This is a genomic window from Reyranella massiliensis 521 (assembly GCF_000312425.1).
GTDB lineage: Bacteria > Pseudomonadota > Alphaproteobacteria > Reyranellales > Reyranellaceae > Reyranella > Reyranella massiliensis.
This window is the reverse complement of the sequence record NZ_HE997181.1, coordinates 3,499,353-3,524,046: the sequence shown is the minus strand read 5'-3', so window position 1 is coordinate 3,524,046 and position 24,694 is coordinate 3,499,353. Positions and strand designations below refer to the sequence as shown.

Sequence of the window (24,694 nt, the reverse complement as noted above, 5' to 3'; positions counted from 1 at the left end):
CCACACTCGCCTCCGATCCGACATGCCCAACACGCTTTTCATCGACTCGACCCCCGATATCGACCGCGTCTGGAAGCAGGTCCATGGGCCTGCCGACGTGCCGGTCGTGATCAACAGGGGGCCGGTGGCCGAGGCCGCCATTCCGGCCCTGGTTGCGGGCTACGACACCGTGATCAACGATGCCACCTACTTCACCGAGGCAACGCTGAAGCTCTGCCCAGGGCTCCGGCACATCGTCTTCCTCGGCACGGGGGCGGCAAGCTTCGTCGACCTCGCGGCGGCGGAGCGGCTCGGCATCAAGGTCTCGACCATCGGCGGCTACGGCGACACGACGGTGGCCGAGCACGCGATGGGCCTGGTCTTCGCGGCGGCGCGACACATCGCGACCATGCACGCCCTGGTGCGTGCCGGTGGCTGGCGGCCCATGCAGGGCATGGAGCTGCGCGGAAAAACCCTGGGCATCGTTGGCCTGGGCGGCATCGGCCGCGAGATGGCGCGGCTCGGCCAGGGCATCGGTCTGGAGGTGATCGCCTGGAACCGTTCGCCGCGTGCCGATGCGCCGGTACCCATCGTGGCGCTCGACGAGCTGCTTTCCCGAGCCCATGTCGTGAGCCTGCACTTGGCACTGAACGACGCGACCCGCGGCTTTCTTGACCGGGCGAAGCTCGAACGGATGAAACCGGGCGCGATCCTGGTCAATACAGCGCGGGCCGGCGTGGTCGAGGAGGCGGCGCTGGTCGAGCTGCTGCGGGCGGGCCGCCTCGGCCATTACGCGACCGACGTGTTCGCGCGCGAACCCGTGGCGCCGGAAGATCCGCTGCTGGCGCTGGAGAATGTCACGCTGACGGCCCATGCCGGCTACAACACGCCGGAAGCGGCGATGACCATGTATCGCCGCGCCATCGATCTCGCCGCGACGGGCGTCTAGCTCAACACCATCTCGCGATAGTTCGCCGCCGCGACCTCGTCGCAGCGGGCACGATAGGCCGGCGCGCTGCCGCTGTAGCGTGCAATGCGCCGAGTCTGCTTGCCGTCGACATTGGTGTTGATGCCGGTGAACCACGAGTTCACCTCGTTGGAGAGCAGTCCGACCGACGCCTCATGCACCGTCTTCATCCAGGCCTCGACGCCTTCCGGCGTGGCGTCGATGCGCGTCAGCCCGTGCTCGCGCATGAAACGCAGCAGGTCGGTCACCCATTCGACGCTGTATTCGATGCTGCGCGGGATATTGCCCAGCGCGGTATGCGGCCCCAGCAGCATCAGCAGGTTGGGGAAGCCCTCGACCGACATGCCCACGAAGGTCTCCGCACCCCCGGCCCATTTCTCTTTCAGCCGCTGGCCGCCGACGCCGCGAAAGTCGATGCGGTCGAAGGCGCCGGTCAAGGCATCGAAGCCGGTCGCATAGACGATCATGTCGAACTCGAAATCGCGGGCGCTGGTCGCGATGCCGGTGGGCGTGATGCGCTGGATCGGCGTCTCTGTGATGTCGATCAGCTCGACGTTGGGCTGGTTGTAGACCTCGTAGTAGCGCGTTTCGAGCGGCACGCGGCGGGTGCCGAAGCCGTGGTTCCTGGGGATCAGCTTTTCCGCCACCGCCGGATCCTTGACGCGGCTCCTGATCTTGCGTGCCACGAAGTCGGAGATCAGCGCGTTGGCCTTGGGGTCGGTCAGGATGTCGTTGAAGTTGCCCACCCAGATGCCGAAGCCGCGTTCACCGTAGAGCTTCTCGAAAAAAGCTTCGCGTTCCTCGGGTGTCACGTCGAAGGTGCTGCGCGGGTCGGCCGTGTGCAGGAAGCAGGCGAAGGTCTCCTGGCAGCGCCGGAAGATGTCGGGATAGCTCGCGCGGATCGCCGCCATCTCCGCCTTGTCGATCTTGCCGTTGTGCAGGGGCGCACACCAGTTGGGCGTGCGCTGGAACACCGTCAGGCTCTTGGCCGTCTTGGCGACTTCCTGAATCGTCTGCACGCCGGTGGCGCCGGTACCGATGACGGCGATACGCTTGCCCTCGAAGCTCACCGGCTCGTGCGGCCAGCGTGCCGTGTGACAGGATTGGCCCTTGAAGCTCTCGACGCCCTCGATGCGCGGCATCGTGGGTGCGGAGAGGGGGCCGATCGCCGTGATCAGAAAGCGCGCGGTCGCCTTGCTGCCGTCCTCCAACGTCACGCGCCAGCTTCGCGTCTCCTCCTGCCAGTGGGCCGCGGCGACGCGGCTCCTGAATTGGATGTCGCGGCGCAGGTCGAACTTGTCGGCGACATGGTTCAGGTAGCGCAGCGTCTCGGGCTGGGGCGCGAAATGCTCGGTCCAGTCCCATTCCTCCAGCAGTTCCTTCGAGAAGGAATAGCCGTAGGAATAGCTTTCCGAATCGAAGCGCGCGCCGGGATAGCGGTTCCAGTACCAGGTCCCGCCGACGCCGGTGCCGGCCTCGAAGATGCGCACCTTCATGCCCAACCCGCGCAGGCGGTGGAGCTGGAAGAGGCCCGACATGCCCGCGCCGATGATGAGGGCGTCGAAGTCGGGCGCCGCTGTGCCGTGCTGGGCAGTCATGACCTGTCCCTCCTAGCGGCCGACGGTCCAGCCGGCCTTGGCGGCGAAGTCGGCGAAGAACTCGGGTTCGTAGGCCTTTTCCGGCGTCTTTCGCACCAGCTCGTCGATCAGCTCGGCGTCGCGGCCGACCAGGATGCGCCAGCGCTCGTTGCGCACGCCGTCCAGGATGATGGTCGCGGCCTGGGCCGCCGTGGTGGGAGCATTTTCGAGGAAGTGCCGCGCCCGTTCGAGGATCATCTTGCGGATCTCCTCGTCGGACTCCTTGTCGATATCCGGATTGCGCGCGGCGAGGCGCTTGCGGGCCAGCTCGATCTCGCGGGCGGTAATCTCCTCGCCCTGGTTGCCGGTCTGCACCTTGAGCGAGTTGGAGGCGATCGACGTGCCGATATGTCCCGGCATCACCACCGAGCATTTGATGTGCGGCGCATTGAGGCGCAGGTCGGTGATCAGCGCCTCGGTGAAGCCCTTCACCGCGAACTTGGCGGCGGCATAGGCGGTCTGCGGGATGTCGGGCGCGATGAAGGCCCAGAAGCCGTTGACGCTCGACGTGTTCACGATGTGGCCGGCGTCGGCGCGGCGCATCATCGGCAGGAAGGCGCGCGTGCAGCGATAGACGCCGCCCCAGCAGATGTCGAAGGTACGCTCCCATTCGTCGCGGCCGTTGACCAGGAAGCTGCCGCCGCCGCCGATGCCGGCATTGTTGAACAGCAGGTGGATGCGGTCGGACTCCTGGTCCCGTTCGACCTCGTCGCGAAAGCGCACGACGTCGGCTTCCTTCGAGACGTCGGCGATATGCGTGGTGATCCGCTGGCCCTGGCTCATGCCGCCGGCTTCGCAAAGCCGCTTCGTCTCGGCCATGGCGCCGCCGGAGACATCGCACATGGCGATGTTGCAGCCTTCGGCGGCCAGCTGACGGGCCAGTTCGCGGCCCATGCCCGTGCCGCCCCCGGTGATGACGGCAATCCTCCCTGCGAAATCTCTCATCGGTCCCTCCGGTCGAAGCAAGCACCGGATCGCGGCGCGAGTCTAGGCGGGTCGAAAGCGCCGGATCAGGAGGACGCCCAGGGCAATGAATCCCAGCAGCACGATGCCCTGAACCACCGCGAACGGCGGCTCCGAGCCGGTCGGCGCCAGCGCATGCAGGAAGCCGATCTTGCCGAAGGCCTGCACGACCGCCACGAAGACGTTCAAGTAGAAAGCGAACACGGCGCTGCAGATGTAGATCCAGCGCCACTTGCCGGCGAGACGGCCGCCATAGAGCGCCACCAGTGCAATGGCGAGAGCGACCGAGGAGACGATGCCGGTGCCGATGGCCGGCGTGAAACCGTTGAAGGGAAAGAGAAAGCCGGTGACGCTGGTGAGGATCGTCGTCCACAGGAATACTGTGTTCCAGCCGTCGAGCCGTCGGCCTTCCCACATGCGCGCGCAGGCGACGGCGCCCGTGGCAATCGCGATCAGACTGATGACGACGTGGACGATCGTGAAGGTCGCCACCGACATGCCCAGAACCATGACCCGCTCTCCCCCGAAAGACTAAGTCCTGACCGGCGCCTTCTCGGCGGCCGCTTTACGCAGGCGCGCGATCTCCTCGACGATGCCGGCCTGCGACGTCTGCCGCGCCAGCTCCTCCGCCCGCTTGAGTTGCGGTGTCGCGGCTGCGGTATCCCCCTGCAACAGGCTGCTGCGGCCGGCGCGCAGGTAGAAGACCGCCGCCTCCGACGGCTTCCCGAGCTTAAGCGACGCCTCGCCGGCAAGAGCCAGTGCACGCGCCATGCCACGATAGTCGATGGCCTGCTGGCGGTTCGCGGCCGCCTGCTCGAAGGCGGCGAGGGCGGCACCTGCATTGCCGTCGAGCAGGGCGGCACGGCCTGTCAGCTCCTGCCGGTCGGCCTGGATATCGGCCTGCTTGCCGGGGCCAATGGCGGCGATGGCCTGCGCCAGGGTGGCGCCGTCGCCGCGCTCCGCCGCGACCAGGCCGCGGATGAACCAGGCACGTGGCGCTGTGTCCGCATCGCGCGCCTTGAGTTCCAGCGCCTGCTGCGCCGCGGCTGCGGCGGTGGCGCTATCGCCCGCACGATAGGCGGCGGCGGCCTGGACCAGCATCAGCTCGGCCGGCACGGCGACCTGCCGCCGCTGCAGTTCGGCCTGCGTCGTGCGCGTCGTCTGCAGGGCGGCCTTGGGATCGCCGGCGCGGATCTCAGCCAGCGCCAGATTGTAGGCGGTATCGGCAATGGCCTCAGCGTCGTCGCGTTCGTAGGCGCGGGCGAGGGCGAGCCTGTACTGGCGTACCGCCTGCGCCGGCATGCCGAGCGACAGGGCCTGCGCACCGGCGCGGTTGGCGGTGTCGAGCTTGGTGTCGGGCGGGGGGCCAGGATCGGCCGGCGTGCCGCCGCCGCACGCGCCCAGCGTCAGAACCGCCGCGAGGGGCGCAATGATCCGCAACGTCCTCACGGCCGCACCTCGATCGCCGGCGCGCGGCGTGTGGGCGCGGGCGTTGCGTTGCTGCTGCCGCCGCCGAACAGCCAATGATGGCGCAGCTGGCCGAGCAGGAGTTCGAGTTCGCGGGCGGCAAGCTGGGCCTGCAGCAGAGTCGTCGGAAGCGCGTCGGTCGTGTCGGTGACGTTGCGGGTGATCTGCGGGGTCGTTGCCGCGAGGTTGCGGGTCGTGGTCTGCAGCGAGGCCAGCACCGAATCGGTCTTCTGCACGATCTGGCCGATGCGCGGATCCTTGGAGGTGCGTTCGAGCTGGCTGGCAAGCTCGCGCACGCTCACCAGGGTGGTTTCGAGATCGGCCGCCATCTTGTCGTTGGCGACCAGCCGGCCGACGACGCCTTCGCCGCTTTCGACGCGCCGCGCGATGCCGGCCGCCGAGGACAGTGTCTGCTCCAGCGGTCCGGCCGGATCGCCGGCGCGCTGGGCGACGGCCGTGATGGCGGTCACGGCCTTCTGCACGTCGTCCAGGATGGGCAGGACCTTGGCGCGCACCTCGTCGATCATCTGGCCCAGCGTATCGGTTGCCGCACGTTCGCTCTGGGCCGTGATGACGGCATAGGACCAGTCGAGTTCGGGTCCGCTGCCGCGCGAGATGTCGATATAGGCCGCACCCGCGACGCCGAACTGCCGGCGGATCGAGACCTGCGAGTCGCGGCGGATGAAGGGCCGCATCTGGTCCTCGACGCGGGCCACGGCATGCATGCGCTGGCTGGGGTCGATGACGATGCGGCGGATCTCGCCGGCACGGGTGCCCAGCACCTGAACCTCCGCCCCCGGCGCCAGGCCCGAGACGCCCTGGTCGGGCAGCAGGATGCGCAAGGTGAAAGACGGCTGGAACCAGTCCTTCAGCAGGCCGGCATTGATCAGGACGGCGACGAACACGCCGACGCAGGCCAGGACCACGGCGCCGACGAGCTCGTCGAACTGATAGACGCCGAAGATCGAGCGCTTCATCGTCTCCTCACCTGCACCAGGCCTTGGTCGCCGAGCCGGAACACCTGATCGGCAGCCACGAAGCGCGCCGCTTCCGCCGCCAGGCTCTCCACGATCCACAGCACCGTCGCGCCGCGATCCAGGGCCTCGGCGATCGCCTGCGCCATTGGCACGGCAAGGTCGGCCGTGGCTTCGAGCGCCTGATCCTGCACCACTATGAGATCGGGCGCACCGAGAAAGCCGCGCACGCAGGCGGCGCGAACGAGGGCACGGTGCGGTGTCGTCTCGCGCCGGCCGACCGGCAGGCCGGGCAGGCCGAACAGGCGGGCCAGCGCCGTCGCCTCGGCGATCACCTCGTCGCGCGGCCGGTCGGAGTGATAGAGGCGCGCCACCAGCACGGCGTCCAGGATGCTCATATGCGCCGGCCAGACATGGGTCTGCACCACCGTGCCGATGCGGCGCCGGCGCATCAGCCGCTCGCGCGCGCCGCGCGCCTGCCAGTCGACGCCGAGGAAGCGCACATGCCCGTCGGTCGGCATGGCGAGGCCGATGCAGAGATCGACCAGCGCCACCGCATCGATCTCGTCGTCGACCTGCACCAGCGTGGCGCCGCCGCGCGGCAGTTCGAGATCGATGCGCGTGGTCGTGGTGGAAAGCTGGCGTTCGCCCAGCGTCGCCGCCTGCAGGGAGAGGATCGATCGCGCGGCCTGCGCCATCTCAGCCCACCAGATCGAAGACGCCGTTGATCACCAGGATCGCCAGCGCCGAACGCACGAAGCCGCGCGGCACAATGCGCTGCAGCTCGTCGCCTTCGTCGCGGCGGCCGAGTCCGGTCGCGCAGCAGACCAGCGCCACGAAGAAGCCGATGAAGATGCATTTCAGCGGCGGCACGATGAAGTCGCGCACCGTCATGGCGCGCTGCACCATGTCGGAGAAGTCCCAGATCGAATAGGCGATCAGACCGAGCCCGTGCGCGATCAGGTAGCCGGTGAGCAGGGTCGACAGCAACAGCACCGTCGCCATGCAGAAGGCGCCCAGCGCGAAGGCCAGCGCCCGCGGCACGACCAGCAGGATCATCGGGTCGAGGCCCTGGATCTCGAACTGTCGCAGCCAGCCGCCGGTATGCGCCTCGCCCAGCTCGATCAGGGTGGCCGTGCCGTTGCGGCCGAAGATCAGCAGCCCGACCAGGATCGGCGTGAGCTCGCGGATCAGCAGGATCACGATCACCTGGCCGACCAGCCCGGTCTGGCCGGTCGCGGCCAGCCAGTAGACGGCCTGCGACACCAGGGCGATGCCGATCAGCAGGCCGGTCGCGACGGTGGTCGACAGCGACCGCACGGCGACGGCGTTCAGCATGCGTATGAACTCGGCCCAGACCGGCCCGCGCCACGTCGAGCGACGGCTGGCCACGACGAGCACCGTCGCACTGAGCGAGACGAAGAGCAGCAGGTTGCCGGTGCCCTGGCGTACGGTCGAGCCCAGCCCGCCCAGCGCACGACGGAACCGGCCCCGATCGAAGCTGAAGGTCGTCGAGGCCATCAGGTGCGACCGACCATCACGAAGGTCCGCATCGTGCCGGTCTCGGGCAGGAAATAGCTGCCGCGCGGCCGGAAGAGGAAGTCGCCCGAGAGCACTTCGTAGGCCGTCTCGGAGGCCGCGACGCTGCGCCGTCCCGCTGTCGCGGCCAGCACCTTGGCAACGCCCAGGGCGCCGCCCCACAGGCTGCGGGTCGGCGGCTCGGTGCCGACGGTCGAGATCATCACCGTGCCGATATCGATGGCGAGGCGGAAGTCGAGGCTGGTGCCCCACTGGTCCTCGAACTCGATCAGCCGGTCGCGCAGCGCCAGCATCGCCGTCGCCACGCATCGGGCGTTCTCGCCGACGCTGTCGGCTTCCGGCGAAAAGGCGGCCACGACAATCTGGTCGTCGAGCATCGCGGCATAGGTGGCGCCGCTCTGCTCGATCGACAGGCGCAGTTCGTGGACGATCTCGTCCATCGCCGTGCGCTGGCCGCCATTGGACGGCCGCTGCGTCACGCTCGTCCAGGTCGGCAGCTTGATCACGCCGACGGCGGCGCGGTCGACCGACGCCTCGCGCACATCCTCGAGCGCGGCGCCCTGCTGCAGCAAGGTGCGTTCGAGTCGCGCCTGACGCTGCAGGAAACTGTCCGGCGGCCTTTCCTCGGCAGGCGGGGCCATCGCGGCCGCGGCGAGCGCCGGCGCGGCTGCCGGCGCGCCCGGGGTCGCGGCGGTAAAACGCAGCGCCAGCAGGATCGACAGCGCATCGCAGAAGGCCGCCAGTCCGGCAGCCCGATCGCCCTGCCGCGGATCTTCGACGCTCAGCAGGCCGATCGGCTGTCCGGCCGCCACGATGGGGGCGAGGTAGGCCCGCGAGATGCCCAGCGGTTTCAGGTAGCTCGCGAACAGCTCGGACGTCCGCCGGTCGCGGCTGGCATCGCTCGCGTTGATCGGCATGCCCTTGTCGAGCGCGGCGAAGAGATGAGGCATCTCATCGCGGTGGAGTTCGAGGCCGGCGGTATGGTCCTCGACCGTTCGGTCGAAACAGTCCTCGCAGGTGAGCGTGCGCCGGTCGGCCGTGAGCCGCCAGATCGCCACCCGCTTGGCGTCGCATGCCGTGGCGGCGCTTTCGGTCGCGCTTTGCAGATTCCCGCCGGCAAGACCATCGGCCGTTGCCGCGCCCTGGGCGAGATCGACGAAGGCCTGTGTGCGTAGCTCCAGGGCCTGCTGGCGCGTCGCGGCGGCGCTGGCACGCCGGTCGGCCAGCATGCTGCGCCAGGCCATCAGGCCGGTCAGTCCCGCCACGAGCAGCACCACGACCAGCGACATGAGAAGGGCAGCCCAGCCGCTGTCGACGACGAAACCCACGAAGTCGGTCTCGGGCACGACGATCAACACTACCCAGTCGTGACCGCTCAGCATCCGGACGGGTTCCGACGAAACGATGATGCGGCGCTCGTCGATGTCGAGGACCTGGCGGCCATATCCTTCGACCCGCAGACGGTTGTAGACGCGCGTCAGCACCGGATCGCCGAGCTCGTCGAGCATGGGGGACGTCACGTCGGGGCGGTCGGCGGGCAGCCAGTCGTCGCTGGGATAGGCCACGACGCGGCCCTGCTTGTCGATGATGAGCGCCTTGCCGCTGACGCCGATGTCGAGCTGTTTCAGGAAAGTGCAGAGCGTGGCGAGCTCGATATCGACGCCGAGCACGTTCGCGAGCTTGCCATCGGCGTCGTAGCTTGGAACGGCAAGCGAGATGCCCGGCTTCTTGACGGTGAAGAACAGGTAGGTCGGCGTCCAGAAGGGCTTCTTGCTCTGCTCCGCGCCCTGGTACCAGGGCCGCGTCCGGGGATCGAACGTGTCGGTCGGATCGGTTTCGGTCGCCGTCACCTTGCCGGCGGCATCGCGGCGAACCCAGGTAACCCGGCGGGCGCCGTTGCGGACGTCGATCGTCTTGGTGTCGTAGCCGCCCTGCTCGTTGCGGACGATGAACTGAAAATTCCCTTCGGGATCGGCATAGCTGAAGCCGGTGACCGGCCCGACTGTAGGCAGGGCACTCAGGGCAAACCGCTCGGCCTCGGGGCCGCCCGCGGCGACATCGCGACCCTGTGCCGCCGCCCCTGCCAGCTCGAGGAACTGCTGCGCCGGCGAGAGATAGGCGTGCATCTGGACTTCGACGCGCCGGTCGATGGCGGTGATCAGGTCGTTGGACAGGACGACCGCGCCGCGGCGGTTGCTTTCATAGACATAGAAGGCAATGAGCGAGATCAGCAGGACGACGGCTACGACTCCCATCACCGGCAGACTGCGGCGCAGCCATGTCCACCAGGAGGCCTCGTTGCGGCCCGACCGGCCGGTGCCCGTGAGGACGGCCATGACGTTGGTCATGGTGCGTGCGGCAGGTTTGGGCGGGCGTGCCATGCAACGCCAACCTTACCATCGATCCGCCAGCGCAGGCATAGCGCGTGGGCCTGCATGCCCATCCCGCGCCATATTCGCAGCCCAGGAGTCTTCCTCCCCCTCGATCGAAGGAGAAGACATGGCCGTACAGCCGACCCGCCGCGCCGTTCTCGCAGCTCCGCTCCTGACCGTTCCCCTGCTTGTAAGACCCGCCTTCGCCAACGATGCGACGCCCAGATTTGCCGACCTGGAGCGCCGCAATGGCGGCCGCTTGGGCGTCGCGGCCTTCGATTCGGCGAGCGGACGGCGCATCGGTCACCGCAGCGAAGAACGTTTCCCGATGTGCAGTACCTTCAAGTTCCTGGCGGCGGCTTTCGTGCTGGCGCGTGTCGATCGCGGCGAGGAACGGCTCGACCGACGCATCGTCTACTCGACCCAGGATCTCGTGACCTATTCGCCGGTCACCAAGGATCATGTCGGCCCGGCGGGCCTCTCGGTGGCGGAGCTGTGCGATGCCACGATGACGCTGAGCGACAACACGGCGGGCAATCTGCTGCTGGCGAGCTTCGGCGGGCCGGCCGGACTCACGGCCTATGCACGCAGCCTGGGCGATCAGACAACCCGGCTCGACCGTATCGAGACTGCGCTCAACGAAGGCCTGCCCGGCGATCCGCGCGACACCACGTCCCCCGTCGCCATGCTGGGCACCATGCATCGGCTTCTTCTTGGAGATGCGCTGTCGGCTGCGTCGCGCGAGCGCCTCACCGGCTGGCTGGTCGCCAACAAGACCGGCGACAAGCGCCTGCGGGCCGGGATGCCGGGATGGAAGGTGGGCGACAAGACCGGCACGGGCGGCAATGGCAGCGCCAACGACATCGCTATCGTCTGGCCGACGGGCCGCGCGCCGCTGCTGGTGACGGTCTACTACACCGGCTCGACGATATCGGACGAGGCGCGCAACGAGGTGATCGCCGAGGCCGGCCGCATCGTGGCCGCCAGCCTCAAGTGATCGCTGCAGCTATCTGGTAAGGCTGGGCTGGCGCGGCAGGAACGCCGTGAGCAGGCCCAGCAGCAACAGGAACGGCGTCACCTTATAGACGGCCTCGATGCCGGCATGGTCCGCGATCTCGCCGAGGGCGGCCGCGCCGAGGCCGCCCAGGCCGAAGGAAACGCCGAAGAACATGCCGGCCACCAGACCGACGCGGCCGGGCAGCAGATCCTGCGCATAGACCAGGATGGCCGAGAAGGCCGAGGCCATGATGATGGCGACGGTGACGGCCAGCACGCCGGTCCAGAAGAGGTTGGCATGGGGCAGCATCAGCGCGAAGGGCAGGGCGCCCAGGATCGAGAACCACATGACCGGAATGCGGCCGACCTTGTCGCCGACCAGACCACCCAGGATGGTGCCGACCACGATGCCGACCAGGAAGGCGAAGAGGTAGAGCTGCGCGTCCTGCACATCCACGCCGAATTTGTGGATGAGGTAGAAGGTGAAGTAGGAGCCGAGGCTGGCGCTGTAGACGTTCTTGGAGAAGAGCAGCGCCACCAGGATCGCCACGGCAATGCCGACGCGGCGGCGCGACAGCGAAACGATACCGGCACCGGGGCCGGTGGCAGCCTTGCGCGCCACGGGCTTCGATACGGTGCGCCGCGCCTTGTACCAGCTGCCGACCTGAAACAGCACGATCATGGCCACGAGAGCTGCCGCCGAGAACCAGACGATGCTCTGCTGGCCTTGCGGAACGACGATGAAGGCCGCCAGCAGCGGGCCCGCGGCCGAGCCCATGTTGCCGCCGACCTGGAACAGCGACTGGGCCAGACCATACCGGCCGCCCGCCGCCATGCGCGCGACGCGCGAAGCTTCGGGGTGGAAGACCGAGGAGCCCATGCCGATCAGTGCGGCGGCCAGCAGGATCACGGGATAGGAGCTGGCCTGGGACATCAACAGAAGCCCGACCAGGGTGAAGCCCATGCCGACCATCAGCGAGTAGGGCTGGGGCTTCTTGTCGGTGTACATGCCGACGACCGGCTGCAGCATCGACGCGGTGCACTGGAAGGCCAGGGTGATGAACCCGATCTGGCCGAATGTCAGTGCGTATGAATCCTTGAGGATAGGGTACAGCGCCGGCACCAGCGACTGCATCATGTCGTTGAGCAGGTGGCAGAAGCTGAGCGACAGGATGACGGCGAAGGTGGTGGTGTCGGGGGAGGCCGCCGCCGTCGGGGATGGTTGCGCCGCCGCAGGCGCCGACCCTGCGGCCATCGTATTGTCGCTCATAACGATACTCTAGGCGGGACCCCGTCGTCTCACCAGCGCATCGCTGCAAACCAGCGATGCAGGGGGCGTGCTCACTTCGATGCCGAAGACTGCGACCAGTCCGACCCTCGCTTGGCCGGACTGGTCGCCGAACAATGTTGCTTAGCGCCAGAACAGAGCGAGCAGGATGATGACCGGAATGGGAACACCGAGCAGCCAGAGCAGGATGGAACGACCCATGATGACCTCCTTTGAAAAAAGCGATTGCCGTGTGATCAGGAACGCCCGTCGCGGGCGGCGCCGCCTTCGGCGGCGGTAAGGCCCGCTGCGACCGCCCCCATGAGGAGCGACGCAACGAGCCAGAACGACAGATGCGCGGCCGCTTGCCGAGCGGCGTCGAGCTTGGCCTTCATGTCGGCTTCGACGGCAGCGACTCTCTGCTCGGCGGCGCCCGGCTCGAGCCCGGTGCGCGCTGCGACCATCTGCGCGAGATATTGTCGATCCTCTCCGGCCAGCTCGGTGCGGCTGCGTTGATCGAAGTTGAGCAGCATGCGCCGAGCGACTTCGCGGTCGTTCGCAAGGTCCCGACCGCCGGCGAAGACGCCCGCGGCCCGCTGCCCGGTCCCACCGAGCAGCGCGCCATAGTCCGGCCGGAACAGCCGGTCGAGGACAGCGGCCGTGGGGTCCGCCGTCGCTTGACCCGCGCTCGGGTCGGTGCGGCTTGCGGCGCCTCCGCTCACGATGGTAGCGGCCGACGCCAGCAAGGCTGCGCCCATGACGGTCGCGAAGGCCCAGCACACCACGCCATGGGCGGTATCGCGAAAATGGACTTCGTCGAGAGGGGCTTGCGCCCAGCCGCTCCGCAGCCGCCCGGTAATGTAGCCGCCGACTGCCGACGACATCACGGCCGTCACCGCCATGTAGACGCCGCCTACGGTCGCCGCGGCGGTCGTGCTGATGTCGGGCGGGCCCGACCATGGCGAAACGACGCTGAAGCCCAGGCCGGCGCCCAGCGCCAGAAGCATCAAGGTGAGGGCGGCGGCCACGACGCCCCCGGCGACGATCGCCGGCCACGACACTGTCGATCTCGTGGGGACGGGATGAGTCTCGACCACGACCGCGTCCACCATCTGCATCTCCTCATCTCGCCGTCGGCTTGGGCCTTTCCAACGGGCGCCCGCTGCCGGAGTTCCGCCGGTTGTGGCGAAGACGAGGCGGCCGGCCCTTTCCCTGCTTTCTTCCTTGCAGCGGCAACCAACTTGCGATTCGCTCGTTGCTCGTCTGGGAGAAATTCGTCGGAGGCCGGCGTGGTGAACAAATCTGGTAACTATGGCGGCACGTCGTCTCGAGGGGGCGAACGCACCAACGCCTTTTCCTACGATCGAGCTGGAAGGCCCGCGAAGGCCTATGTGCGCCCGGATAGCTCCATCCGAGAGGACGTTTGCGAATGCATGGCGGGCGATCCGCTGCTGGATTCCTCCGCGATCGACGTCCAGGTCGAGGACGGCGACGTCACTTTGACGGGGACCGTCGCGGAACAGTCGGAACTACATCGCGCCGGGAGCGTGGCGGAACAAGTCCATGGCGTGAAGAGCGTCCGCAACCAGCTCGAGATCAAGACGCGCGAAATGTAGCCTCGAAGGCAAGGTTCCTCGAAGGCAAGGTTCCCGGCATATCTACAAATATTGAACTATTCAGCCGCTGATGCGTTGCACCCCGGTGCAAACCGACGTTCCCGCTCGCCTCGATCGCCTTCCCTGGAGCCGTTTTCACCGTCTGGTGGTGGTCGCGCTCGGCATTACCTGGATCCTCGATGGACTCGAGGTCACCTTGGCCGGCTCGGTCGCGGCGGCGCTGCAGACCAGCCCGCGGCTTCAGCTCACCGCCGAGCAGATCGGACTGACCGGCAGTGCCTATCTCGCAGGCGCCGTGCTGGGGGCGCTGTTCTTCGGGCATCTTACGGACCGGCTGGGGCGGAAGAGGCTGTTCAATGTCACTTTGGGCGTCTATCTCGTCGCGACGGCGGCGACGGCCTTCTCCTGGGATTTCGCGAGCTTCATGCTGTTCCGCTTCCTCACCGGCGCCGGCATCGGCGGTGAGTATGCGGCCATCAACTCGGCGATCCAGGAACTGATCCCCGCGCGTCTGCGCGGCCGCATCGATCTCGCCATCAACGGCAGCTTCTGGGTCGGCGCCGCGATGGGCGCGTTGCTCTCGGTGTGGCTGCTCGATCCCGAAGTGCTGAGTCCCGACATGGGCTGGCGGGTCGCCTTCGGCAGCGGCGCCGTGCTGGGGCTGGTCATTCTCTATTTGCGGCGATTCCTGCCCGAAAGTCCGCGCTGGCTGATGCTGCACGGCCGCCCGCGCGAAGCGGAGAAAGTGATCGAAGAGATCGAGGCGAGGATCGTCGCCGACGGCAAGGTCGTCCTCGAGCCGGTGAAGGCGACGTTGCTGCTGGGAGAGACCCACAAGACGACCATGCTCTCCGTCGCCCGGACGCTGCTGCGCGCCTATCCCGGCCGGACGACCCTCGGCATCGTGCTGATGGCGGCGCAGGCCTTCGTCTACAACGCGATCTTCTTCACCTATGCGCTGATCCTGTCGCGCTTCTACGGCGTGCCGGCCGACAAGGTCGGGCTCTACATCCTGCCCTTTGCGGTCGGCAACTTCCTGGGCCCTCTGTTGCTCGGGCCGCTCTTCGACAGTTGGGGCCGGCGGCAGATGATCGTGACGACCTATGCGCTGTCCGGCATCCTGCTGGGACTGACCGGCTGGATGTTCCATGCCGGCCATCTCGATGCCACGACGCAGACGGCGATGTGGAGCGTGGTGTTCTTCTTCGCCTCGGCTGCGGCGAGTTCGGCTTACCTCACGGTCGGCGAGTGCTTTCCCCTCGAGATGCGCGCCCTCACCATCGCGCTCTTCTATGCCTTCGGCACGCTGATCGGCGGCGTCGGCGGGCCGTGGCTGTTCGGCGTGCTGATCGAAGGCGGCAGCTCGGGCGAGATCCTGTGGGGCTATCTCCTGGGCGCGGCGCTGATGATCGCCGCCGCGCTGGTCACCTTGAAGCTCGGCGTCGCGGCGGAGCGCAAGCCGCTGGAAGAGATCGCGCCGCCGCTTTCCAGTCGCTAGCGCGTGCGCCTGCACGCAGGTTGCGCGGAGAATCGGGCTGTCGGCAGCCGGGAGGAAGGAGTAGCGTTCTGCGATGACCATGACGGCTATCGACACCTTCCGAAGCAGCCTGTCGGCAGCGGCGCCGCCATCCGATGCCGGGCCGGCCGTGCAAGCGCTCTGGTGGCTGGCTCGTGGCAATTGGGAGCGGGCGCACGAGTGCGTGCAAAGCCACGAGGGCGAGCCGGACTGCGATCGGGTGCACGCGCATCTGCATCGCCAGGAAGGCGACCTGAGCAATGCAGGCTGGTGGTATCGCCGTGTCGGCCGGTCCGTTCCCGATCAGACGCTGGAGGAGGAGTGGACGGCCCTGGCGACGGAACTGCTGGCCCGTCGATAGGCGGGAAGCGAGAGTTCCCGGAGCTGCAACAAAGTTCAGCTAGGGTAGGGCATGGTTTTCCGCATCGCCCAGATCTCTGACACGCACCTCAGCGAACAGAAGCCGTTCTTCGTCGAGAACTTCCGCCGGATCGGCGCGGCTCTGCGCGCGGACCGGCCGGATCTCGTGCTCAACTCGGGCGACATCTCGCTCGATGGCGCGGCTGGCGAGGCCGACCTTGCCGCTGCGCGCGCTCTGCACGACGCGCTCGACCTGCCGCTTCGTTACGTGCCGGGCAATCACGATCTCGGCGACTGCCAGGACGCGCCCGCCCATGGCGAGGGTGCGATCGATACGGTGCGCCGCGATCGCTATCTCCGGCATTTCGGTGCGGACTTCTGGTCGTTCGACGTTCCCGGTTGGCGGGTGCTGGGGATCAATGCCCAGCTTCTCGGCAGCGATCTCGACGCCGCCGCCGAGCAGGAGAGCGTGATCGCCGAAGCGGCCGCGACGGTGGGCGAGCGCGCGCTGGCGCTGTTCCTGCACAAGCCGTTGTTCGATCGCGACCGCGACGAGACGGCGATCACCGGGCGGTTCGTCAATCCCGCGCTGCGGCACCGTCTGCTGGCCTTGCTGGCAGAGACGCCGCCGGCGCTCGTGGCCTGCGGCCATGTTCACCAGTATCGCGAGACGCGAGCCGATGGCGCGTCACACGTCTGGGGCACGTCGACGGCGTTCGTTCTTCCCGACGCACGCCAGCCGCGTTACGGGCTCAAGGAAGTGGGCTATGTCGAGCACCGCCTCCATCCGGACGGAAGCGCCGAGAGCCGGCTCGTCCAGGTGCCCGGTGTGCCGACCCTGAACATCGCCGACTTCCCCGGCGCCTACGGCCCGCTTTAGCGGACTTCCTAGGCCGGGACCGGCCGGGCGCGCTGATTATAGAGCAGCTTGCGGATGCGGGCCTGTTCCTCAGGCGGCAGCTTGGTGTTGTCGACCGAGAGATCGGCGCCGACGGCCATGCCTTTCTGGACGGCGGGCCGCGCGCCCAGCTCGTCGAACCAGCGCTTGAAGTGCTTGAACTCCTCGATGTCCTGGCCCTGGAATTTCCAGTTGATGGTCCACGGGTAACAGATCATGTCGGCGATCGTGTACTGGTCGCCCGCCAGGTACTTGTGCTTGTAGAGGCGGTTGTTCAGCACGCCGTAGAGCCGGTTCACCTCGTCGGTGAAGCGGGTGATGGCATAGGTCTGGTCGCCTTCCTTGGCCTGATCGACCCTGCGGAAATGACCGCACTCGCCGCTCTTCGGTCCCTGGTTGGCCATCTGCCAGATCAGCCACTGGTTGACCTCGTAGCGCGTCCGCAGATCCTGCGGATAGAACTTCCCGGCCTTCTCGGCGATGTACATCATGATCGCGCCGGACTCGAAGATGGTGATCGGCGCGCCGCCATCCTTGGGCGCATGGTCCACCATCACCGGCATGCGATGGTTGGGGTTCATCTCCAGAAACGTATCGGTGAACTGGTCGCCGCGTCCGATGTTCACCGGCACGATCTTGTAGGGCAGGCCGCACTCTTCCAGCAGGATGGTCACCTTCTTGCCGTTGGGCGTGGGCCAGTAATGCAGATCGATCATGACGTGCTCCGATTGACTGAATTGCGTCGAGTTGGCGGAGCGTCCGCCCGTCGCTGCGGTCCGTCAATGGTGTATGCTCGCGGCAACGACAGGTCCGGGAGGGCCGCGCCATGGATGGAAAGTGGGTTCGCAACGCCTGGTACGTCGCCGGCTGGTCGCACGATCTGGCACCGGGCCGCATCGAGGCGCGCACGATCATCGAGCAGCCGCTGGCGCTCTATCGCAAGGGCGACGGCACTGTCGTCGTGCTGGAGGATCGCTGCTGCCACCGCTTCGCGCCGCTGTCGATGGGCAGGCTGGAGCAGGACGATCTGCGCTGCATGTATCACGGCCTGAAGTTCGCGCCCGATGGACGCTGCATCGAGATCCCCGGCCAGAAGCTGATCCCGCAGTCGGCCTGCGTGCGACGCTATCCTGCCGAGGAGCGCGGTGGCTGGATCTGGGTCTGGATGGGAGACGCTGCCGAGGCCGATCCGGCGTCGATCCCCGACTCGGTGCGGCTCGACGATCCGGCCTACTGCATGCGCAGCGGGCAGATGGACTATGCCGCGCACTATCTCCTGATCGACGACAATCTGCTCGACCTCTCACATCTCACCTTCGCGCACGAGAAGACGCTGGGCCTCGACATGCCGCAATGGGCCGACGAGCGGCCGCGCATTCAGCCGCTGGAGCGCGGCCTGCGCGTGCAACGCTGGCTGCGCAACCAGCCGTCGCGCGGCTTCATGCGCCGCTGGGGCGAGGTGCTCGACCTTTGGAACAGCTACGATTTCCTGTTCCCGGGGATCTTCCTGTTGCGCACCGCCTTCTATCCGATCGGCACCGCCGACCGCTTGAATCGCAAGGAACCCGACGAGGCGCCGCTCTTCCTGCGCTACGACGACCAGGCAGTGACGCCGGTCGGCGACCGCATGGCGCGATACTTCTATGCCGCCGGTGCACGCAGCGCCGATATCGACGCCGAACGGGTGGGACGTCTGTTCGCCATCGTCGAGGCGGCGTTCGGCGAGGACAAGGCGATCATCGAGGCACAGCAGAAGCTGATCGATCTCGATCCGTCGCGCCGTATGCTGCCGACCAGTCTCGATGCCGGGCCGACCCAATTCCGCAAACTCGTACAGGTCCTGCTCGACCGAGACGGACAACCGGGCCCGATGGCCGACAGACAGGTGAAAGCTTCCTGAGATGCCAGACACGAATATGGATGTGCGGTCGATCCGCCGCCTCGAAGATGCGCGCTTCCTGCTGGGCCGCGGGCGTTACCTCGAGGACATCGCCGTGCCGACGGCGCTGGCCGGACATGTGCTGCGCTCGCCGCATGCCCATGCCCTGATCCACCGGATCGACACCGTTCAAGCCGCCGCGCTGCCCGGCGTGCACTTGATTGCAACGGCGGCCGACCTTGCGGCCGACGGCCTCGGGCACCTGCCCTGCATGGCGGCCGTGAAGCCCCTGATCGTGCCGCCGCGGCCGGCGCTGGCCGAGGGACGCGTACGCCATGTCGGTGATCCGGTGGCCTTCATCGTCGCCGACAATGCCGACATCGCCCGCGAAGCCGCGGAGTTGATCGAGGTCGACTACGAGCCGCTGCCGTCCGTCGTCGATGGCAGCGCGGCCCTCGCGGCCGGCGCGCCCGCACTGTGGGAGGAGGCGCCGGGCAATCTCGCCTATCATGTGCAGCGCGGCGACCACGACGCCGTGCAGCGTGCTCTCGAGGGGGCCGCGCATATCGTCGAGGTCGAGGTGATGAACAACCGCGTCGTGGTGGTGCCGCTGGAGCCGCGTGCCGGCATTGCCCGCTACGACGCCGCCAGCGACGTCATGGACCTCGAACTCACGGGGCAGGGGGTGCATGGCATCCGCCGTCAGCTCGCCGAATTCGTGTTCAAGGTGCCGCTGGATCGTATTCACCTCCACGCGCCGGACGTCGGCGGCGGCTTCGGGATGAAGAACTTCCTCTATCCCGAGTGGGTGTTGCTGCTCTGGGCGGCGCGTCGCCTGGGCCGGCCGGTGCGCTGGGTGGCCGACCGTGCCGAGGAGTTCGTGACGGGCGCGCAAGGCCGCGACATCGCAGCTCGCGCGAAGCTCGCGCTGGACGCAGCCGGCCGGTTCCTCGCGCTGGACGTGGCGATGGTGGCCAATCTCGGCGCCTATCTCTCGGGTAACGGGCCCGGCGCCTCCGTCGTCGCGGCCTCGACGGCGCAGGGCGGCGTCTACGATATCCCGGCCATCGCCGTCGACATCCGCGGCGCGCTCACCAACACCGTGCCGGTTGACGCCTATCGCGGCGCCGGCAAGCCCGAAGCCAACTACATCGTCGAGCGCGCCATCGAGGCGGCGGCGCGTGCACTCGGACGCGATCCTGCCGACCTGCGACGGCAGAACCTGATCGCCGCCTTCCCGCATCGCACGGCCATGGGCATGGCCATCGATTCCGGAGGCTTTGCCGACAATCTCGACGCCGCCATCCGGCGCGCGGATGCGGCAGGCTTCGAGGCGCGGCGACAGGCATCGAAGGAGAAAGGTCTCCTGCGCGGCATTGGGGTCGCCTGCTTCCTCGAAACATCGCGCGGCGCGCCCAACGAGGGTGCGGAGGTGCGCTTTGCAAGCGATGGCACGGTGACGATCGCAGTCGGCACCGAATCGAACGGACAGGGGCACGAGACGGCCTTCGCCCAGATCGCCGCCCGGCATCTCGGGCTGCCGATCGCGGCGTTCCGCTACGTGCAGGCCGATACGCGGGCGGTGCGCAGCGGCGCCGGCCATGGCGGCGCGCGGTCGATGCATATGGGCGGCGCGGCGCTGGTCAAGGCGATGGAAGCAGCCCTCGCGAAAGCCCGCCAGCTCGCCGCGCATCTATTGCAGGCGACGACCGGCGAGCTCGACTACAAGGAGGGACGCTTCACCGTCCGCGGCAGCGACCGCGCGATCGATCTCGCCGCACTGGCGCAGAGTGCCGGCGATCCGGCCAACCTGCCGGACGGGATGGTTCCGGGAAGCGGCCTCGGCGAGCATGTGCTGAACATCACTGACGTCTTCACCTTTCCCAGCGGTTGCCACGTCGCGGAGGTCGAAGTCGATCCCGAGACCGGCACCATCCGGCTGGTCGACTATACGGCGATCGACGATTACGGCCGGCTTATCAATCCGATGCTGACCGAAGGCCAGGTGCAGGGCGGGGTGGCGCAGGGCATCGGCCAGGCCCTGCTGGAACACACGGTCTACGACCCGCAGTCCGGCCAGCTGCTGAGCGGCTCGTTGATGGATTATGCCCTACCGCGCGCCGACGACCTGCCGTCGTTCGACATCGCCCTGATCGAGCGGCCGACCGCTGCCAATCCGCTGGGCGTGAAAGGCTCGGGCCAGGCAGGATGCATCGGCGCGCCGCAGACAGTGATGGCGGCTGTCCTCGATGCGTTGCGTCCGGCTGGCGTGCAGAGCCTCGATATGCCGGCGACGCCGTCGCGAGTCTGGCAGGCACTGCAGGCGGCGAAAGCCGGTCCGTAGCCGTCGAAGTAACCCCGTTACGGTTACTGCGCGGCGGCCAGGTAGCGCGCCAGCGAGCCTGCCTTATCGGCCGGCAGCTTGCCCGGCGCCTCGTTGAGCTTGATGCCAAGATCGCACGCCTCCTCGTTGGAGAGGCGTTGCAGGGTGCGCAGCTTCTCGAAGTCGGCCGGCGTCAGTCCGGCCTCGCCGAGCACGGCGGTGACATCGGCATCGCCGAGGGCCGGCGGCGGGGTAGTGCTCGCCTTGAGTGCGGCACGGCCGGCACGATAGGCCTTCTCCATGGCCGTGAGCATGTCGCGCATCAGCTTCTGCGCGGTGGCGTCGAGCTTCTCGCCGCGCTGGATGCCGATCAGGACAAGTTCTCGGCAGGTGGTCGGGTCGACGCTCTTGAGGTGGCTCATCAGCGCCAGCCGCGCCGTCAGGACGGCCTGGGCATCGGCGGCATCGGTGGCCTTGAGCGCGGGAACGATCTGGGTGGCGCGCAGTTCGGTCATCAAGGCTAGCGGCCGCGGTGGCCCCTGGGTCGTCGGGCTGCGCAGCTCCTCGCTCAACGACTTGCGCAGCCGGGCCTCGGCACCCGGCACGTCGTCCAGCACCAGTCCGACCAGCGGCAGGGCGCGGGCCTCGCTGACTGCCTGGTCGACCAGCTCGGTATCGCTGCCGGTCAGGTACTCCAGACCATAGACGGTTACACTGCCGGCGATGGCCGCTGCGATGGCCGCAATCGTGGTGCGCTTGAGTTGTTGCGCTGCCGGCCGGGCGCGACCGAACAAATGGACGATGAGGGCCACCGCGAGGGTGATGACGACGACGATGGCGACCTTTTCCACTGACAATCTCCAGGTTCACGCGGTCCGACGGCGACCAATCCTTGCGCAGGGCTGCGGTAGAATGTAGGCAGACGAACGAACGCCCCTATGCCTATCCACATCGATTTCTTCCACCCCGCCCGCCTGGCTATCATTGTGGTCCGTGGCGAGGTTACCGGCGAGGATATCTCCGAGGCGATAGGCCAGATGTTGACGAGCGGTGCAATGCACTACCGCAAGCTCATCGACATTTCCTCACCGTCGTCGCCGATGAGCGACGAAGATGTCGAAAGAACCGCCGTTTTCATGCGATCCCAGCCCAACGCGGCATCGCGAGGTCCGGTTGCCTTCTTGGTCGGCCCCGGGAGAGCGGCCGACAACGCCGTGAAGTTCGCCGCGCTGACGGAAGGCGAGCGGCCCGTGAAGGTATTCCACAGCCTGCACGAGGCGCGGAAGTGGCTGGAGCAGCAATCGGTGGGAGCTCTCTAGGGCGACCTAATTGCGCCGGTACTGCAACGGTAAGTCGTCGCACGATCCAGCAGCGCCGATGTAGCGTAGGGATCGAGATCCTTCGCTGGCATCAAGTTGCGGGTCATGCCGTTCAAGCTCGACATATTTGCGCCCGATCGGATCGTCGTGGGGGTCGCACGCGGCGATATCTCCGCCACCGACCTCGTGGGCTTCGTGCAGGAGATGATTTCTGCCGGTGTCCTGCATTACCGCAAGATCATCGACATCACCTCGGCGACGTCAAGCATCGGGAAGGACGAGTTGTCGGCGATTGCCGAACGGCTTCGCACGACGCCGGTCCTGAGGCCGCGCGGGCCGCTCGCCATTGTCGCCGATCACAAGCGCGGCGAGCTGGCGCGACTCTTCATGTCGATGACCTCCGACGAACGGCCGGTCGAGGTCTTCCGCAGCATCCACGAGGCCCGCAGGTGGTTGCTGGAATCGAAGTTGCCGCTCTAGCGAACAGGCGTCAGTCGAAGCAGCGACCGCTGCGAATGGTGCAGGAATCGGCGACCACGCGGGCGTTGCATTCGTTCCAGGCGGACTGCTCCGCCGCTTCCTTGGTCGGTCCGGCCCCGTAGCCCGAGGCCTCGCCGTTGCCGCTGTGGGCGTACGACACGCAGCGGGCAGGCGCGGCGAGACGGATGGCGCAGGTCGGACCGCCGCCGCATTCGGCACGGGCCGAGATCTCGGCGGCCTCGCGTGTCGCCATGCCGACCGCGACGCCGAAATTTCTCTGGCCGTCGCTGGCGACGGCGCCCCACACTTCCTGAGCCTCGGCGGCCGCGCTCATCGCGAGCAGGGACGCCACGAGGACCGCTACCTTCCTGATCATGGCGTGTTCCTCTCCAGGAAGGAGCGAACCCGATGGATCGACTTCTGCAGATAGGTCGGCCCGCGCCAGTCCTTCTGCACCTCGATGTTGGGAGCCAGTGCGGCGATCTCGTCGCTGGTCTTGGCCGGATGCGGCTTGTCGGTGCCGGGTTGAAGCAGGAGGGGCGTCTTGCAGTTCTTCACGAAGTCGCGCGTGACGGAGAAGACGAAGTCGCCGCCGAACATGTTGTGGCCGAAGGAGTCGAGGGTGGCCTGGGAAATGCCGGGATCGCGCGCCCGCACCGTCTCGCCATAGCCCTTCACGGCGGCGTCCCAGGTGTCGCGGTTCTCGTGCAGGCCGATGGGATTCTGCAACACGGCCGCCGCCACGCGATCGGGCGCCTGCTCGATCGCCTCGAAGCAGTAGCTGCCGCCGATGCAGCCGCCCATGACATGGAACTTCCCGAAACCGAGATGGTCCATCAGCGCAATATGGTCGGCGGCGAAGGTGTGCCAGCCATGGTCGGCTTTCACGTCGGCCACGGACTTTCCGGCATTGCGCTGGTCCATGCCGATCACGGTGAAGCGGTCGGAGAGCGCCTGCATGGGATTCATCCAGGCAGCCGGCTGGCCGGGATTTGCCGGGCTCTCCTTCCAGAGGCCGAGCTGAGACTTCAGCCCGCCCGGAGCGTAGAGCAGCAGCGGGAAGCCCGTGCCGTGGACCTCGTAATAGATCTCGGCATCGGGCCTCTTCAGTATCGGCATCCAACTCTCCCCTTGGGGGTCAACCCTGTGGCTTGTAGCCGATCGAGTCGACGGTCCTCTTCCAGTCGCCGAGGTCCTTCACCAGGCGCGCGGTGAATTCTGCCGGAGTTGCCGGTTCCACGTCGAGGCCCAGTTCGACGAGCTTCTTCTGTACTTCGGGCTGGGCCAGCACTGCGTTCAGCTCCTTGCCCCAGGCATCGAGCAACGGCTTGGGCGTCTTGGCGGGAGCAAAGAAAACGTACCAGCCGAGCGATGCGAGCTGCGGATAGCCGAGCTGGCTGATGGTGGGGATGTCCGGCGCCGACGTCGTGGGCTTCACGCCTGAAGTGAAGATCACCTTCACCTTGCCGGCACGGTGATGCTCCAGGAAGTCGGTGATGCCGCCGCAGCCGGCCGCGATATGGCCACCCTGCAGATCGGCAACCAGCGGCGCCGCGCCGCGATAGGGCACCGGCTCGAGCGGGATGCCGATTTCCCTGCCCGCCATTACGCCGAAGAAATGCGTCGAAGAACCCAGTGCCGTCGTGCCGAAACTGTGCCGGTCGGGGTTCTTCTTCAGCCAGGCGATATACTCCTTGAGATTGTTTGCGCCGATGGTCGGCGAGACACAGAACGCCGTCTGCACCGTGCCCGCCTGGGCGACCGGCGCGAGGTCGGTCACGGGATCCCAGGTAACGCCCGGCATGGTGATCTTCTGGATGATCGTGGCGCTCGGCACATAGGCGATCGTCGTGCCGTCGGGTGGAGAGTTCTTCAGAGTCTCGATGGCGATCGTGCCGGAAGCTCCCGCCTTGTTTTCGATCAGGACATTGCGGCCGGTACGCTGCTTCAGGGGCTCGGCCAGGAAGCGCGCCATCACGTCGGTGCCGCCGCCGGCCGGAAAGCCGACCAGGATCTTGAGCGGCTTGTCGGGCAGGCCGGTTTGCTGTGCACGCACCGAGGCGAGCGGGGCTGCTGCGGCGGCGCCGGCCAGCCACAGCGAAGTGCGGCGGGTAATCAGTCTCTTGGTCATGTGCGTTTACT

The 24,694-nt window shown here is 67.4% G+C and carries 25 protein-coding genes; 10 read left to right on the top strand and 15 right to left on the bottom strand.

Features of this window, described 5'->3' with window-relative positions; genetic code table 11:
- Positions 1–22 precede the first annotated feature (22 nt).
- Positions 23–928, top strand: coding sequence for a 2-hydroxyacid dehydrogenase (locus BN60_RS17190; protein ID WP_020697345.1), 906 nt, complete (start codon positions 23–25; stop codon positions 926–928).
- Here the strand turns inward: BN60_RS17190 and BN60_RS17185 are convergent.
- From BN60_RS17185 to BN60_RS17150, 8 genes are read right to left on the bottom strand one after another with little or no spacing between them, the layout of a single operon-like run.
- Positions 925–2,544 (bottom strand): flavin-containing monooxygenase, encoded by a 1,620-nt coding sequence (locus BN60_RS17185; RefSeq protein ID WP_020697344.1) that lies wholly within the window; start codon positions 2,542–2,544, stop codon positions 925–927. The two genes, BN60_RS17190 and BN60_RS17185, sit on opposite strands and share 4 nt — an antisense overlap.
- A 12-nt stretch (positions 2,545–2,556) precedes the next feature.
- On the bottom strand, positions 2,557–3,528 hold the full coding sequence (locus tag BN60_RS17180; protein WP_043284028.1) for an SDR family NAD(P)-dependent oxidoreductase: 972 nt from the start codon (positions 3,526–3,528) through the stop codon (positions 2,557–2,559).
- Positions 3,529–3,570: 42 nt separating this feature from the next.
- Entirely contained in the window at positions 3,571–4,056 is a 486-nt protein-coding gene (locus BN60_RS17175; RefSeq protein WP_020697342.1) for a hypothetical protein, read from the bottom strand.
- A 21-nt stretch (positions 4,057–4,077) separates the two neighbouring features.
- The gene (locus BN60_RS17170; protein WP_148283443.1) at positions 4,078–4,995 is read right to left on the bottom strand and encodes a coiled-coil domain-containing protein; all 918 of its coding nucleotides are present in this window, start codon (positions 4,993–4,995) and stop codon (positions 4,078–4,080) included.
- The gene (locus BN60_RS17165; RefSeq protein ID WP_020697340.1) at positions 4,992–5,990 is read right to left on the bottom strand and encodes an MlaD family protein; all 999 of its coding nucleotides are present in this window, start codon (positions 5,988–5,990) and stop codon (positions 4,992–4,994) included. The genes BN60_RS17170 and BN60_RS17165 overlap by 4 nt, the downstream gene beginning before the upstream one ends.
- Positions 5,987–6,685, bottom strand: coding sequence for a hypothetical protein (locus tag BN60_RS17160; RefSeq protein WP_020697339.1), 699 nt, complete (start codon positions 6,683–6,685; stop codon positions 5,987–5,989). Before BN60_RS17160 ends, BN60_RS17165 begins: the two co-directional genes overlap by 4 nt.
- Before the next feature lies 1 nt (position 6,686).
- Positions 6,687–7,508, bottom strand: coding sequence for an MlaE family ABC transporter permease (locus BN60_RS17155; RefSeq protein WP_020697338.1), 822 nt, complete (start codon positions 7,506–7,508; stop codon positions 6,687–6,689).
- Positions 7,508–9,907, bottom strand: coding sequence for a cache domain-containing protein (locus BN60_RS17150; protein WP_020697337.1), 2,400 nt, complete (start codon positions 9,905–9,907; stop codon positions 7,508–7,510). Before BN60_RS17150 ends, BN60_RS17155 begins: the two co-directional genes overlap by 1 nt.
- Positions 9,908–10,025: 118 nt before the next feature.
- On the opposite strand from BN60_RS17150, the gene bla reads away from it, so the two are divergent.
- A complete protein-coding gene (bla, locus tag BN60_RS17145) occupies positions 10,026–10,895 on the top strand; it encodes a class A beta-lactamase (protein ID WP_020697336.1) in 870 nt (289 codons plus the stop codon).
- Positions 10,896–10,904: 9 nt separating this feature from the next.
- Here bla and BN60_RS17140 read toward each other — a convergent pair whose 3' ends face one another.
- On the bottom strand, positions 10,905–12,164 hold the full coding sequence (locus tag BN60_RS17140) for an MFS transporter (RefSeq protein ID WP_020697335.1): 1,260 nt from the start codon (positions 12,162–12,164) through the stop codon (positions 10,905–10,907).
- Between the two features lie 254 nt (positions 12,165–12,418).
- On the bottom strand, positions 12,419–13,273 hold the full coding sequence (locus BN60_RS17135) for a hypothetical protein (RefSeq protein WP_020697334.1): 855 nt from the start codon (positions 13,271–13,273) through the stop codon (positions 12,419–12,421).
- Between BN60_RS17135 and BN60_RS31660 the strand changes: the two genes are divergently transcribed.
- From BN60_RS31660 to BN60_RS17115, 4 genes are all read left to right on the top strand, one after another.
- Entirely contained in the window at positions 13,244–13,777 is a 534-nt protein-coding gene (locus BN60_RS31660) for a BON domain-containing protein (protein WP_083856154.1), read from the top strand. The two genes, BN60_RS17135 and BN60_RS31660, sit on opposite strands and share 30 nt — an antisense overlap.
- A gap of 70 nt (positions 13,778–13,847) precedes the next feature.
- Positions 13,848–15,275 (top strand): MFS transporter, encoded by a 1,428-nt coding sequence (locus BN60_RS17125; RefSeq protein ID WP_043284025.1) that lies wholly within the window; start codon positions 13,848–13,850, stop codon positions 15,273–15,275.
- 73 nt (positions 15,276–15,348) lie between these two features.
- A complete protein-coding gene (locus tag BN60_RS17120; protein WP_020697331.1) occupies positions 15,349–15,654 on the top strand; it encodes a hypothetical protein in 306 nt (101 codons plus the stop codon).
- A gap of 51 nt (positions 15,655–15,705) precedes the next feature.
- Positions 15,706–16,533, top strand: coding sequence for a metallophosphoesterase family protein (locus BN60_RS17115; protein WP_020697330.1), 828 nt, complete (start codon positions 15,706–15,708; stop codon positions 16,531–16,533).
- A gap of 8 nt (positions 16,534–16,541) precedes the next feature.
- Here the strand turns inward: BN60_RS17115 and BN60_RS17110 are convergent, their stop codons facing one another.
- Positions 16,542–17,267, bottom strand: a complete 726-nt coding sequence (locus BN60_RS17110; RefSeq protein ID WP_020697329.1) for a glutathione S-transferase N-terminal domain-containing protein — start codon at positions 17,265–17,267, stop codon at positions 16,542–16,544.
- Between the two features lie 110 nt (positions 17,268–17,377).
- Between BN60_RS17110 and BN60_RS17105 the strand changes: the two genes are divergently transcribed.
- On the top strand, positions 17,378–18,451 hold the full coding sequence (locus BN60_RS17105) for an aromatic ring-hydroxylating dioxygenase subunit alpha (RefSeq protein WP_020697328.1): 1,074 nt from the start codon (positions 17,378–17,380) through the stop codon (positions 18,449–18,451).
- Position 18,452: 1 nt separating this feature from the next.
- Positions 18,453–20,774, top strand: coding sequence for a xanthine dehydrogenase family protein molybdopterin-binding subunit (locus tag BN60_RS17100; protein WP_043284024.1), 2,322 nt, complete (start codon positions 18,453–18,455; stop codon positions 20,772–20,774).
- A gap of 23 nt (positions 20,775–20,797) precedes the next feature.
- On the opposite strand, the gene BN60_RS17095 is transcribed toward BN60_RS17100, so the two are convergent.
- On the bottom strand, positions 20,798–21,604 hold the full coding sequence (locus tag BN60_RS17095; RefSeq protein ID WP_020697326.1) for a hypothetical protein: 807 nt from the start codon (positions 21,602–21,604) through the stop codon (positions 20,798–20,800).
- An 87-nt stretch (positions 21,605–21,691) separates the two neighbouring features.
- Between BN60_RS17095 and BN60_RS17090 the strand changes: the two genes are divergently transcribed.
- Both BN60_RS17090 and BN60_RS17085 read left to right on the top strand, forming a co-directional pair.
- A complete protein-coding gene (locus tag BN60_RS17090) occupies positions 21,692–22,072 on the top strand; it encodes a SpoIIAA family protein (RefSeq protein WP_020697325.1) in 381 nt (126 codons plus the stop codon).
- 105 nt (positions 22,073–22,177) lie between these two features.
- Entirely contained in the window at positions 22,178–22,552 is a 375-nt protein-coding gene (locus BN60_RS17085) for a hypothetical protein (protein ID WP_020697324.1), read from the top strand.
- Positions 22,553–22,562: 10 nt separating this feature from the next.
- Here BN60_RS17085 and BN60_RS17080 read toward each other — a convergent pair whose 3' ends face one another.
- Genes BN60_RS17080 through BN60_RS17070 form a run of 3 tightly spaced genes read right to left on the bottom strand, consistent with a single transcriptional unit; the run spans position 22,563 to position 24,683 of the window.
- On the bottom strand, positions 22,563–22,928 hold the full coding sequence (locus tag BN60_RS17080; protein ID WP_020697323.1) for a DUF4189 domain-containing protein: 366 nt from the start codon (positions 22,926–22,928) through the stop codon (positions 22,563–22,565).
- On the bottom strand, positions 22,925–23,671 hold the full coding sequence (locus BN60_RS17075) for an alpha/beta fold hydrolase (protein ID WP_020697322.1): 747 nt from the start codon (positions 23,669–23,671) through the stop codon (positions 22,925–22,927). Before BN60_RS17075 ends, BN60_RS17080 begins: the two co-directional genes overlap by 4 nt.
- A gap of 19 nt (positions 23,672–23,690) precedes the next feature.
- Positions 23,691–24,683, bottom strand: a complete 993-nt coding sequence (locus BN60_RS17070) for a tripartite tricarboxylate transporter substrate-binding protein (RefSeq protein WP_020697321.1) — start codon at positions 24,681–24,683, stop codon at positions 23,691–23,693.
- Positions 24,684–24,694 lie beyond the last annotated feature (11 nt).